11 protein-coding genes are annotated in these 12,563 nt (G+C 62.8%); 2 read left to right on the top strand and 9 right to left on the bottom strand.

The window, feature by feature from the left end; all coding sequences use genetic code 11:
- Positions 1–14 precede the first annotated feature (14 nt).
- The 3 genes from JWS14_RS29890 to JWS14_RS29880 all read right to left on the bottom strand — a co-directional run bounded on the left by JWS14_RS29890 (position 15) and on the right by JWS14_RS29880 (position 2,117).
- Positions 15–248 carry a hypothetical protein gene (locus JWS14_RS29890; protein ID WP_095861322.1) on the bottom strand — a complete coding sequence of 78 codons (234 nt, stop codon included), beginning with the start codon at positions 246–248 and terminating at the stop codon, positions 15–17.
- Entirely contained in the window at positions 245–1,498 is a 1,254-nt protein-coding gene (locus JWS14_RS29885; RefSeq protein ID WP_095861323.1) for a S8 family serine peptidase, read from the bottom strand. Before JWS14_RS29885 ends, JWS14_RS29890 begins: the two co-directional genes overlap by 4 nt.
- Positions 1,499–1,685: 187 nt before the next feature.
- On the bottom strand, positions 1,686–2,117 hold the full coding sequence (locus JWS14_RS29880) for a GTP cyclohydrolase II (protein ID WP_095861324.1): 432 nt from the start codon (positions 2,115–2,117) through the stop codon (positions 1,686–1,688).
- A 289-nt stretch (positions 2,118–2,406) separates the two neighbouring features.
- Between JWS14_RS29880 and JWS14_RS29875 the strand changes: the two genes are divergently transcribed.
- The gene (locus tag JWS14_RS29875; protein ID WP_095861325.1) at positions 2,407–5,256 is read left to right on the top strand and encodes a LuxR C-terminal-related transcriptional regulator; all 2,850 of its coding nucleotides are present in this window, start codon (positions 2,407–2,409) and stop codon (positions 5,254–5,256) included.
- A 566-nt stretch (positions 5,257–5,822) separates the two neighbouring features.
- On the opposite strand, the gene JWS14_RS29870 is transcribed toward JWS14_RS29875, so the two are convergent.
- On the bottom strand, positions 5,823–7,139 hold the full coding sequence (locus JWS14_RS29870) for an HNH endonuclease signature motif containing protein (RefSeq protein ID WP_095861326.1): 1,317 nt from the start codon (positions 7,137–7,139) through the stop codon (positions 5,823–5,825).
- 454 nt (positions 7,140–7,593) lie between these two features.
- Between JWS14_RS29870 and JWS14_RS50260 the strand changes: the two genes are divergently transcribed.
- Positions 7,594–7,803 carry a cold-shock protein gene (locus JWS14_RS50260; RefSeq protein ID WP_241031505.1) on the top strand — a complete coding sequence of 70 codons (210 nt, stop codon included), beginning with the start codon at positions 7,594–7,596 and terminating at the stop codon, positions 7,801–7,803.
- Positions 7,804–7,840: 37 nt separating this feature from the next.
- Here the strand turns inward: JWS14_RS50260 and JWS14_RS29860 are convergent, their stop codons facing one another.
- From JWS14_RS29860 to JWS14_RS51835, 5 genes are all read right to left on the bottom strand, one after another.
- The gene (locus JWS14_RS29860; RefSeq protein ID WP_306454237.1) at positions 7,841–8,287 is read right to left on the bottom strand and encodes a YdcF family protein; all 447 of its coding nucleotides are present in this window, start codon (positions 8,285–8,287) and stop codon (positions 7,841–7,843) included.
- A gap of 179 nt (positions 8,288–8,466) precedes the next feature.
- Complete coding sequence (locus JWS14_RS29855) at positions 8,467–9,792, bottom strand: UDP-glucose dehydrogenase family protein (RefSeq protein ID WP_095861327.1); 1,326 nt, start codon at positions 9,790–9,792, stop codon at positions 8,467–8,469.
- Between the two features lie 73 nt (positions 9,793–9,865).
- Positions 9,866–10,366 (bottom strand): serine O-acetyltransferase, encoded by a 501-nt coding sequence (locus tag JWS14_RS29850; RefSeq protein WP_179377550.1) that lies wholly within the window; start codon positions 10,364–10,366, stop codon positions 9,866–9,868.
- Positions 10,338–11,618, bottom strand: coding sequence for an O-antigen ligase family protein (locus tag JWS14_RS29845; protein WP_095861329.1), 1,281 nt, complete (start codon positions 11,616–11,618; stop codon positions 10,338–10,340). The genes JWS14_RS29850 and JWS14_RS29845 overlap by 29 nt, the downstream gene beginning before the upstream one ends.
- A gap of 57 nt (positions 11,619–11,675) precedes the next feature.
- On the bottom strand, positions 11,676–12,563 hold the full coding sequence (locus tag JWS14_RS51835) for a glycosyltransferase family 2 protein (protein WP_095861330.1): 888 nt from the start codon (positions 12,561–12,563) through the stop codon (positions 11,676–11,678).

Genomic DNA, 12,563 nt, shown 5'->3' with positions numbered 1-12,563 from the left:
GTGAGGTACCGCCGCTACTGCGGGTTCGCGTCGGGCGGCGGTATCTGGACGACGTTCTCCGTCTCGACGGACTGCACGCCGGGAACGGACTCGAGGAGGGCATGCTCGTCCTCCCCCACCGCGCCGGAAATGATTCCGATCGTGTGCAGTACCTGATCGACACGCATTCCGCGCAGCCGCAGCGCCGCGCCGACCGCCTCGATGTCGTCGAGGTGGTCGGCGTCGACGGTCACGGTGATCGCGATCATGCCGGTGCCTGGATCAGCCCCGACCCGACATCGAGGGACGGCAGCAGGAGTCTGCGGGCCTGTTGCGTGAGGACGGCCCACAGGTCGGGGCCCGTGCGTCCGGTCGCCTCGCACCACAGCGCGGCGATGCCCGCGACGTGTGGGGCGGCCATGCTGGTCCCGCTCTTGGTGCCGTACCGCGTCGGCACGGGGACGGTCGAGAACACGCCCACCCCGGGACCCGCCACATCGATCTGACCGCCGATGACGGGGTTGCTGCGGGCCGAGAAGTTGGCCAGTCCGAGCGCCGAGTCGATCGCTGCGACGGCCATGATCGACGGGCTGTTCGCGGGTGGACCCACGAACCCCATGTTCCCTGCCGCGCGGTTCGCGTTGTTGCCTGCGGCCGCGACAATTAGCGACCCCAATGCCAGTGCCCGGCTGCCCACCGTCTCGTACGCAACGGACACCGCCTCCACGTTCGCGCCGAGGGACATCGAGATGACCTGGCAGCCGTTCACGATCGCCCATTCGATTCCGGCGAGAATTCCCCGGTCGGCTCCGCGTCCCTGATCGGACAACACCTTGCCGACGAAGATGTCTGCCTTGTGGGCCACTCCGTATCGGCGGGTGCCGCTCGGGGACTTGGGGCCGCACGCGGTTCCGACGCAGTGAGTGCCGTGCCCGTGACCGTCCTGCGCGGCGGCACCCGGCACGAACGACTGGGCGGTGATGGCGCGGTTCTCGAAATCCGGATGCGCCAGATCGAAGCCGGTGTCGAGGACGGCGACCTTGACGCCGAAGCCCCCGCACGCCGACGCGCTGACATTGGTGGCATGCAGTCCCCACGTGATGTCCGCGGTGTCGGTGAAGCTTGCCACTTCGGCCTGCACCCGAGGATCGGTGCCGATGGAGAGGGCGTAGTGCATCAGTTCGGGTTCGATGGAGAGCACCGGGCCGTCGCCGGCCTCGGCCGCCCGTAGTGCCGCCAGTTGGTCGGGATCGGCGGTGACCACCGCGATCCCCAGTTCGTCGAACACGACGGCGTCGGCGTCCTGCGTCTCCGACAGGTCCAGCGCGCTGGATTCGAATTCGGTGCTGCGTGCCACGTCGGACAGCCCCGCAACGTCGCGGAGTGTCTGTGCGGCGTCCGTTCGGTTGCCGCCTTCGGTGAAGACGACGACGTGGCTGCCCGTGACTTCGGGTTCGGAGGGGGCGGCGAGTGTGTTGTCGCCGTCGTTGTCGCCGTATGAATTTCCGTGTGATATCACGATGTCGTCCTTGATCGGGGTGAGTCATTCAGGTGAGCGCTGTGGGTCGGTTCGATCGTCGACCGGCGTTCAGAGGGGGCCTTCAGTGTTCGAACACCTCAACGCTCCATCGATTGGTCCCGAATTCCACGAGTGGCGCTCTACCCGACTATTGGGTGGACCGAGCCGGCGGGCAGAGTAGTTCGGCTCACGCCGCCGTCGAGGTGGGGTGATACCAGTCGACGACGACGGACCGCACTCCCACCGATGCGATCATCGTGCGGATGGGGCCGTCGACACACAATTGGCTCTCGACGTGTCGTGCGCTGGAGCAATCACAGATGTTCGGCGTGGCCGTCAGCCCGATCAGGATTTCCGGGGACGCGCTGGAGCGGCCGCCCTCGATGAGGAGCATCTCCTCGTCGACGACGCGAACCGCGACGTCCCGGCCGTCCGCGACGTCTCCGACGACCAGCGCGAGGTAATCGACATCGTCGTCCTCGTCGCGGGCGGCGATCAGACGGGCCGTGCAGGTTCCCAGTGGCACGAGTTCGTCCAGCACCAGATCGGTGGACTCGGATTCGCGGAGTTCGACCCGTCTCGCCGTCCAACTGAAGAAGGGCTCCGGCCGCGCGGTCATGACGTTCTCCTGTAGTTCGACGCAATAACTTTCCGCGATACGCATTCAGCTTGGCCGAAATGTCAGTTAGTCTCGCGAGTAGCGCCCTACTCGAACGCGCGGGACACGCCTCGGGTCGAGAACGAAACCGAACCGGCGCCCGTGCCGGCCTACTCAACCCGTCGACGCTTCCGGAGTATTGCGGCGAAAAGCGACTCCGAGGTTGTATTGCACTGTTTTGCTTCCCAACTCGCGTTCGATCCTCGTCGCGGTGCTGTTTCCGGGGGCGCGAGAATCTAGAATCAGACCTATGGGTCCGGTGTGGCCTCTCGTTCAGCGGCAAGTCGAGTTCGACGCGATCACCGCGTCGCTCACGGCTCGGTCCGGGGGATGCGGTGTCGTCCTCACGGGCGATCCCGGCGTCGGCAAGACCACTCTCGCGCGGTTCGCCACCGAGTCATTGCCTCAAGAGGTGAAATGGGTGGCGGGCACCGAGTCGGCCCGGAGCATTCCGCTGGGTGTGTTCGCCCATCTGGTCGGAACGTCCACCTCCCGGGATCCGGTCGCGTTTCTGTCCGCGGCGCGGCAGGCGCTCCTCGACGACGGTCACAGTCACGACGTGGTGGTCGGCGTGGACGACGCTCATCTCCTCGATCAGCTGTCGGCAACGTTCCTTCACCAGCTCGCCCTCGACAAGGCCGTCCACATCGTCGCCACCGTTCGCAACGGTGAGACCGTCCCCGACGCGATCACGTCGTTGTGGAAGGACGGCCACCTCCTGCGACTCGAGCTGGCGCCGTTCAGCCGGGATCAGAGCATCGAACTGATCGAGTCCGTGCTCGACGGCCCCCTCGAGGGGCTGAGCGCCGACATGATCTGGGAGGCGTCCGGTGGGAACGCGTTGTTCGTCCGGCACCTGGTGGAGGGCGCCCTCGAAGCCGGGACGCTGCGCCGCTCCGGTGGCGTCTGGCAGTTACGGGGACGAGCCGCCATCACGTCCGAACTCGCATCCCTGCTGGAGCACCGGATCGATCAGATACCCCACGACGTGCTGCAGGCGTTGCAGCTTCTCACGTTCTGCGAGCCGCTCGATCTGGACATCCTCGGTCAGCTGGCGGGCGAGGACGCAGTGGAGGAGGCCGAGCGACGCGGCCTCGTCAGGATCATCGAGGACGGACGCCGGCTCGACGTCCGCTACACGCATCCACTATTCGGTGAGGTGATCCGGCGACGGGTGGGGCGCGCGGCGGGGCGGCGACTCCGCGGACAGCTCGTGGAGGCTTTGAGCAGTCGCGCCGTGGTCGGGTCGTCGAATCGGATTCGGCTGGCAGAGTTGGCCCTCGACAGCGATCGATCCGTCGAGCCCGCCCTGCTGGTCGACGCCGCCGAGGATGCCATCGGATTGGCGAATGTACCTCTGGGGGAACGGCTCGCCCGCGCGGCACTCGACCAGACCGGCAGCTTCGAGGCGGCCGACCTCCTGGCCCGAGCACTGCTGTGGCAGGGACACGCCACCGAGGCGGAATCGTTGCTGCGCTCCTTTTCGCCCGACAGCCTCGACCAGGTGCAGCTGGTGCGCTGGGGCACGTCGCGGATCGCGAACCTGTTCTGGGCGAGCGGCGAGTCGGAGAAGGCCGACGAGGTCCTCGCGGTGCTCCGCGCGAAGGTGACTCACCCCAGTCTCGTGCCGATCATCGAGGGAATCGGCTCGGTGTGCGCGGTGTTCGAGAATCGGCCCGAGGAAGCGGCGGCAGCAGCGATGGCGATACTGGCCGCCGATCGGGTGTTGCCGTGGGCGGTCGAGTGGGCATTCTTCGGTGGCGGACTGTCGCTGGCCTTGATGGGACGCGGCGACCGGGTGCCCGAGCTGGCGGCACGCAGCGCGGCGGTGGCCGATCAGATCGACGGGCTTCTGCGGTTCCCGGCCGCACACGGTGAGATCCTCGCGTTGACGCTCACCGGACAGTTCGCCGCGGCACAACGCCGAGCCGAGGAGTACCTCTCGTTGGCGTCGAGCGGCCGATACGTTGCGTGGGGGCTTGCGAACATCCTGGTCGGGACGGTGGAGCTTGCCCGTGGTCGGTTCCACGACGCTGCGGGTCGCCTCGAGCAGGCGATCGCCGCCCTCAACGTGGGCGACACGGCCGACGCCATCTCGTGGAGTTTCCCCGCCTACATCGTCCTCGGTCAGGCATATGCGGAACTCGGTCGCATCCACGAGGCGGACGGGATCATCACCGCTGCGCAGGCCCGGAACGGCCGGCACGTTGCCGTGTTCGGGCCCCAGCTCATGATGTCGCAGGCGTGGCTTGCCGCGGCACGCGGGGAAACCTCCCGGGCCGTTGATCTGTCGCGGTCGGCTGCAGAGTCCGCGTGCACAGCCGGTCAATTCGGCATCGAGGCAGTCGCGCTGCACCTTGCCACCCGGTTCGGTGACACGACAACCGCGACGCGTCTCGCCGAGTTGGCCGACATCTGCGATGGCCAACTTGTCGACATCATTGCCCGACACGCGGCAGCGATCGCGACTGGCGACGGATGCGGTGTGGCATCGGCGGCAGCGGAGTTCGAGACGATCGGCGCCCTGCCGGATGCCGCAGACGCTTATGCACTGGCGGCGATCGCGTTTACACATGCCGGAGACAGACGGCGTTCGATCAAGTGCGCTGATGCGGCCGAGGCGCTGACGGCCCGATGCGACCACATGTCGTCCCCCGCACTCGTTGAGGCCGCACATCCACTCCCCCTCACGAGTCGTGAGCGGGAGGTGGCCTCGATGGCGGCGGCTGGGTTGTCGAATAAGCAGATTGCCGATCGGCTGTTCGTGTCAGTGCGGACGGTGGAGGGCCATATCTACCGGGCGTATATGAAACTCGATGTCGGTGATCGCAACGGGTTGGCGGAGTCGATGGGGCCGCCACGGATCCACGCCGACCGAACCACCGGAATCGTCCGCACCTGGAGGGACGAAGAGGGCTGGGGCGTCATCGATTCCGATGCGACTCCCGGTGGCGCGTGGACGCACCACAGCAACCTCACGGGTTCGGGTTTTCGTTCGCTGACGCCCGGGCACAAGGTGACATTCGAGCCAGAGACGGTGGCCGGCGGGACGCAGGACGGCTACCACTACCGGGCACTGGATGTTCGAAAGGTGGAGTAGAGCCGCCTTCGGCTTTGCCGTCATCTCGAGTATCGAGAACTCAGCATCGCACCTGGAGGAATGCGTTGATGCCCCCGACGGTTTGGGAGACGTAGAGGAGCTCCCAGCGGGCGACGCTGCCCTGGTGGTCCCGCGGGACCGGCCACATCACGAGTTACCACCCAGTTCGGTGACGCGACTACCGCCAGTCGTCTCGGCGATTGGCCGACATCTGCGACGGCCATTTTGCCGAGAATGCGGCCAGGCATGCCGACGCAGGGCAGTCGGGCGACGGGTGTGATGGGGCATCGGCAGCGGAGTTCGAGGGAGTTGGCGCCCTGCCCAATGCCGTGGACGCCTGTGCTCGGGTAGTAATCGCGTTCACGCCTGCCGGAGACGAGCGGCGTTCGAGCGAGCGCACTGCTGCGGTCGTAGCGCTTGTCGGCGTGGTGCGATCAGATGTCGTCGCCAGCATCGATGAGGTCGACGGTTCGCTGACACTGCCCGCACTCCGGGCACGACGACATGCCGGCTCGGCAACAGGAATCGTCCTGTTGCGGAGTCGGCGATGTGTGGGGCGCCCCGGGTCAGGATGCTCGGGGCCGTGCCCTGTTGTGTGCAGGTATCGGTTTCCGGTCCCAGTCGACTTGCCGAGGTGGGATGAATATGGGGTGCCGGTCGGCTCCCATTTCTATTTCCCAGTCACTGTGGTGCATGAGCCGGTGATGAAATCCGCAGAGCAGTACCAGATTGCCCATGTCGGAGGGTCCCCCGGCGGACCAGTGGATGATGTGATGGCCCTCGCACCACGATGGCGGCGCTCCGCATCCGGGGAATGCGCATCCTCGATCTCTCGCCACCAACGCTTTTCGCTGTCTCTTGGTGATTGTCCGGGTGGAGATGCCGAGGTCGAGGGGCGATCCGTTCTCGTCGAGCACGATCGGCGTGTAGATCGAATCGCAGGTCAGGAGCCGGGCTGCTTTGATGCTCAGTGGCCCCATCCACTCGGTCCAGGCCACGCCGTCGACGGCGAAGAGTTGCCCATCGGGCACCGGCGCACTGTTCTGTTCTCGCGCACTGCAGTCGGTGTGGTCGGCGAGGTCTTTGATGTTGACGTGGAGGGAGACGTGTGGCCGTTCGCCACCTTCTTCGCCGGCGATCCCGGAATCGAGGTAGCGGCGCAGCAGTTCGGTGAACCCGTCGGCCCGTCGTTGTCCGGGGGTGCGGTCGTCTTTGGTTCCGTCTTGCGCAGGTCGTGGCTTGGAGAGGCCGGACAGCGCCGACAGCAGCATTTCACCGGTCACCGCATCCAGGTCGCCCTTCACCGCGATGCGTCCGTTCAGTGTTTTGGAGGCGTGGAACTCGTTGCGTTCGGTGTCTTCACTGGGCGGCGGGTCATCCGATTCGAAGACGCGCTCCAGTCGGGCGATCACCGCACGCACCGCATCGGTGTTTGCGGTCGGACCGGTTGCGGCGAAGAGCAACGCGTTCCGGCAGTCGTCCATCGCCTCGTCCGGCATGCCCTTGGGTGGCCGTTCGCAGAACTTCATGATCAGCGCCGCATGCTCCGCCGAGATGTTGGTGTCGTAAAACTCGTCGGCGATCTCCGGTTGGAACCGCAATCCCCGGCCCAACATCACGATTCGCCCCGCTGCACCGACCTCGAGCAATGTCTTGGACGCCAGCCACATCTTGGCGTTCGGAAATCCCAACACATCGACGTGGCAGCGATGGTCGACGGCACCGACCAGCTTGACGCGCAGCGCCTCGAGTCGCTGGATCTCCTCCGAGACCCGCACCACTGAGTCGAGCAGCTCCGCCTCGGCCAGACGCCACGCATCACCGACCGCGGTCGCCAGAATCTCGTCCGACAACGCCCCCTGGATATCCTCCCCGATCCCCATGCTCGAATTCTAGTTCGAACACACTTTCGAGTCAATGGCTAGTGCAAACTGGCTCTTTCGCACGCGAGCCAAGCAACAATGGCGGCATGACAACTCCCGGCGTCGTTCGCAGCCGGCGCCTCCAGGAGATGTAAGGCATCATCGGATTCCGGCGAAACGTCGGGTTGATGCTGGACGTTGTTTCACAGCGTGGCGGTCGAGGGCTTCCCCACACTTCGCGAGGCCCAGGGTGGAGTTCGAGTGGAACGCGCTCGACAACCCAATGGACGGGTGCAATTTCTCCACGATTCGCGCGTGGCCAGCGGGGAGCGAGCCGTACGTCGCGCCACCGCCGGACAGCCCTTACGCGTCCCGATTGTGGATCACCTTTCCCGACGGCACGGCGAGGGAGATCACCGAAGCGGATCTTCCTCCCGCGCCCCCGCGGATTCACGCAGACCGCACTACCGGAATCGTGCGCACCTGGAGCGACGAAGAGGGCTGGGGTGTGATCGATTCCGACGCCACTCCCGGTGGCGCGTGGGCGCACTTCAGCTATGTTTCAGGCCCGGGGTTTCGCTTTCTGACCCCGGGACACCGGGTCACGTTCGAGCCCGAATCGACGATCGGCGGAACGCAGGACGGCTACCACTTCCGGGCACTGGATGTTCGGAAGGTGGACTAGATCAGCCGCCGCACCCTTCGCAACCGAGAGCCACAATTCAGCTGCGCCTCTGGAAGAACGCCTTCACGAACCCGAACGTCTGATAGAGGTAGATGTATTCCCATTGGGCGAGGCTGAAGTCGTAGTCTCGCGGGACCGGCCGCATGACGATCTCGCCTTCGAAGCACTGGGAGAAGATGTACCGCGCACGCGGTAGGTGGTATCGCCAGCTGATCACCATGACGCTGGTCCACCCGTGCTGCGCGGCGAGGTCCCGCGTGAACAGGGCCTCGCCTCGCGTCGTACTCGGTTGCGGCGGGACGCAGGTGACGGTGAAGCGCGGATCCTGGATGGCACAAAAGTCGGCCATCTTGCGGTCGCCCTTCCAGTAAGGATTCGACAGCACAATGTTCGTCGAGAAGCCCTCCCGCGCAAGTTCGATGCCGTACTCCTCGCGACCATCGCGATCCCCGCCGAGCACGATGATGGCATCGACAGGTCTCATCGGATCGACATGCGACTTGGAGTAGAGGAAGTAGCCCATCCCTCCCAGGCCGGCTACTCCTACAGCCGCAGCCCCAAGAGCACTCACTGCAAGGATCGCCAGTCGCCGCACCGGTCCCAGAGTAGATGGCATCATCTCGGACCGTGGGACGAGACACCTACGAGGCGCTCGACGACCGGCTACGGCCTGCCCAGTCCTCTGTAGGTCCAACCGGCATCGCGCCATTGTTGCGGATCGAGGCAGTTGCGTCCGTCGATGAGCACCTTCTTGCGAACCACGGCGTCCAGATCTGCGGGCTGAAGTTTCTGGAACTCAGGCCATTCGGTCAGTACCAGGACTACGTCGGCCCCTTCGCACGCATCCAACGCGGTGTCCGAGTATCCGAGTGTGGGGAACAGCGCCCGTGAGTTGTCCATGGCTTTGGGGTCGTACACGTTGACCGCGGCACCCTGAAGCTGGATCTGGCCGGCGACGTTCAGAGCCGGGGAATCACGCACATCGTCGGAGTCCGGTTTAAATGCCGCTCCCAACACCGCAACCCTTGCGCCCAAGAGGGAGCCGCATGCTTCGCGCGCGAGCTCGACCATACGGGTTCGACGACGCATGTTGATGTTGTCGACTTCGCGTAGGAAGGTGAGGGCCTGGTCTGCACCCAACTCGCCTGCCCGCGCCATGAACGCCCTGATGTCCTTCGGTAGGCAGCCGCCGCCGAAGCCAAGTCCGGCGTTGAGGAAGCGCCGACCGATGCGAGCGTCGTGGCCGATTGCGTCGGCCAGCACCGTGACGTCGGCACCGGATGCTTCACACACTTCTGCGATCGCGTTGATGAACGAGATCTTCGTAGCCAGAAACGCATTCGCCGAGGCCTTCACCAGTTCAGCCGTGGCGAGATCCGACACCAGGAACGGGATGCCCTCGTCCAGAAGCTGCGCGTACACCTCGCGTGCGACTGCCTCAGCTCGGCCGGGTCGACTGCGATCGACTCCGAGGACGAGTCGATCCGGGTGCAACGTGTCTTGGACGGCGAAGCCTTCACGCAGAAACTCGGGATTCCACGCCACCTCCACGGCATCTCCGGCGGGCGAGAGTTCGCGAGCGCGCGCACCCAACCGTTCGGCAGTTCCCACGGGGACTGTCGACTTACCGAAGATCACCGCCGGCCCGGTGAGAAGCGGTGCGAGGGTTTCGATAACCGCATCAACGAACTTGAGATCGGCAGCGAACTCCCCCTTCTTCTGGGGGGTACCGACGCCGAGGAAATGTATGTCGGCAAACTCGGCCGCCTCCTCGTAGGAGGACGTGAACCGCAGGCGTCCCGCGGCGAGGTTCCGCCGCAAGACTTCTTCGAGGCCCGGTTCGTAGAAGGGCACCTCGCCGGCTTCGAGTTTGGCGAGCTTAGCCGCGTCGACATCGACGCCGAGCACTTCATGGCCCAGTTCAGCCATGCATGCGGCATGGGTAGCACCGAGATAGCCGGTCCCGAACACTGCAATTTGAACGCCCATAATTCCTATCCCAATCTATTTGGCGCTAAACAAGAACGCCCGCGCCTCCACGACGACATTCACCCATCGATGACTACTCCGGTCGGCGCAGTAACCGGGCGGGATTGCCTGCAACAACACAGCCGTCACTGACGTCGGCCACGACGACACTGCCCGCCCCAATCACGGAACCACGACCGATCACGATGTCGCCAATGATGCAAACATTTGGTCCAATATCAACGCCGTCCGCAATGATTGGAGCACCTCTGCCTCGTTTTGACCCGATCGTCGTCGCCTGTCGGAGCGTAACGTCGGAACCAATCTTCGCCTGATTATGCACCACGAGACCCACACCGTGATGGATAGACAAGCGCGTACCTACCCTTGTACTAACTGGAATATCGATTCCAAAGAGGAATAGACCAATACTCCGGTAAAAAGCGCTAGCGGGCGCACCAACCAGGAATCGCGCAGCAGGGCTGACCGACGCCCGGCCAATTTGCGCCAACCTGAAACAAGCCAGAAGGAACTGAATATGCGGGCGCCCCTGATTCACGCTTCGATCACAGAAAACGAGAATAATTTTCGACATGAATACCATTCCTTTTTCCATCCGAGGTAACAGAACTCATCTGGACGGCGCTAACTTGCGCATCCGCCGCCCCTAAAGAAATTCCGAACAATGCCGCCAGCAAATAGCCCGCCGCGGTATAACCGAGGAGGTTGCTCTCAAAACCGTTCACCAGGGCAAACGAAACAAGACCGAATGTAAGCGTGCCAAACGTGCTGCCACGACGAGCGGACCTAATAGATCGAATTGCTAGATAAGCCACCGTACCGCATGCAAGCAAAACACCAACAACGCCGGCCTCCACAAGAACCTGCACAAAAGCGCTGTGAGGAGGACCGCCGAGAGGCTGGATAAAAAGACTAGTTGACCCCCATCCATATCCAAAAACAGGCCGCTCACGCCAGATATCAACCAATAGCCGCCAATTCTGCAGTCTCCATTCAAAAGAATCAGGTGCGAGCTTTGATGACTCGCCACCAAATTCGGAAAGGCGGTCAGATAAGCCAAAAATGGGAAATGAAACGACCAAGCAAAGTGGCACTGCTAGACACCAAACCGCTCGGAACTCCGAACTTCGATTCGGAGTCAGCGCGATCACAACCATTGCACCGATGCTTGCCGCAACGATCCCTCCCAAACTCCCGGTAAGTAGGAGAGCATACGCGTTTGCGATGAGGAACACGCTACGCCAGAACGAGGGCCCAATCACAATTAGCAGAACACCCACCACGCACCCAACACCAAAAAATGCCGCCGCAGCATTTGGATGACTAAAACTCGCCGTCAGCCGCCCACTGTAGATCGTCATATTTGGAAACCCCAGGACGAGTCCGGAGATTGCGTAGATCACAGCTGGCGCCATCATCCAGGAAATGAGTACAAAATCAGACGCACGTTTGCGCGCGACCGAGTGAGCAATGACCAAGATGCCGATAATTGAAACCAAACGAATGGTCTCTTCTAGCAACCCCGTACGGATACCGTAAATCTGAAAGGCAACAACAGACCAAACCCCAACGAAACACGACACACACCAAAGAAGTGCGACCCTGGTAAAAGAAGAATCGCTCAACAAAGACAGAACGGCACCAATAATTGCAGCCACAGCAATTCCACCGCTTACAATCGCAAGCTCATCAACTCGGTCAAACTGGGCTACACCAATATCGCACAATGAACGGCCGGCGACGAGCAGCATAAGCAATAAGCGCTTCGGGAATACCGGCAATATAACCAAAGCAACTAACGCGGATGCGGCGACAGCATAGATCATCTCATGACCTCCAGCCCGTCGAGTGGCTCCCGAAGATCCCTGATCCCAAATGGTTGATTAGCATGATCGCGCCCGCCACGCAGAAGCAATCGCGTCCGCTCGTGCTGACAAACGCCTAACAGCTGGAGGTGAAAGTTGCTGGCGCGCTAGCGCAATGATTCGATCAACCATTACTGAACCACGATCAATACACTCTGAAGTCGCCAAGCTCGGTCGACGAATCGCGTCTATACACTGGAAAGAAATTCCAAGCTGCTTAGCACTCAGATCATCGTGCGCAGCGGCGAGCAACGGTTCCACGCGTGATTCCTCTAGCCAGGAAGTCGACGCCGTCACTTGAGCATCGTGATGCCGATACAGCAAGCCAGGAATATTACCCCGATGAAGGCGGTAACCGGATGCTGCGGCACGCATCCACAGATCATAATCTTCAGAACAGACCTCCCTGTAACCCCCGAGTTCTTCAATCGCAGCCCTACGACAAACCAAGGTGGAATGCGCTACGGGGTTGTCAAGCAAGAGCCGTAAACGTAGTTCACCCGGCCCCATTCGGTTGATTCGGGTCGGCCGCACCTTAAAACGGGAGGGTCCAAGGTGAAAGACAGGAAGGAAGGAGAAATCCACACCGCGCGAGAGAACAGAGAGTTGCGTTGTAAATCGCATCGGAAGCACTATGTCGTCGGCATCCATCCGCGCAACATATTCACTCTGGGTGCATTCGATAAGAGTGTTCAAAGCACCCGCGACGCCATTTCCGGCTCCCCGCAGTACGCGTACCCTGGCGGAGGAGATTCCGTCGAGGATCTCAGGAGTCCGATCCGTACTCCCGTCATCGAGCACAACCAGTTCGGAGTCCCGCGGCATCGCCGAAAGCGTAGATCGTATTGCAGCGGAAATAAATCTTTCACCGTTTCGAACCGGAAGAATGACACTCAAGGTCGGCAT

Origin of the sequence: Rhodococcus koreensis, assembly GCF_017068375.1 — a bacterium.
In the GTDB taxonomy this organism is placed as follows: Bacteria; Actinomycetota; Actinomycetes; order Mycobacteriales; family Mycobacteriaceae; genus Rhodococcus_F; species Rhodococcus_F koreensis.
Note: the sequence above shows the minus strand (reverse complement) of the source record. Positions and strands in the feature narration are given on the sequence as shown.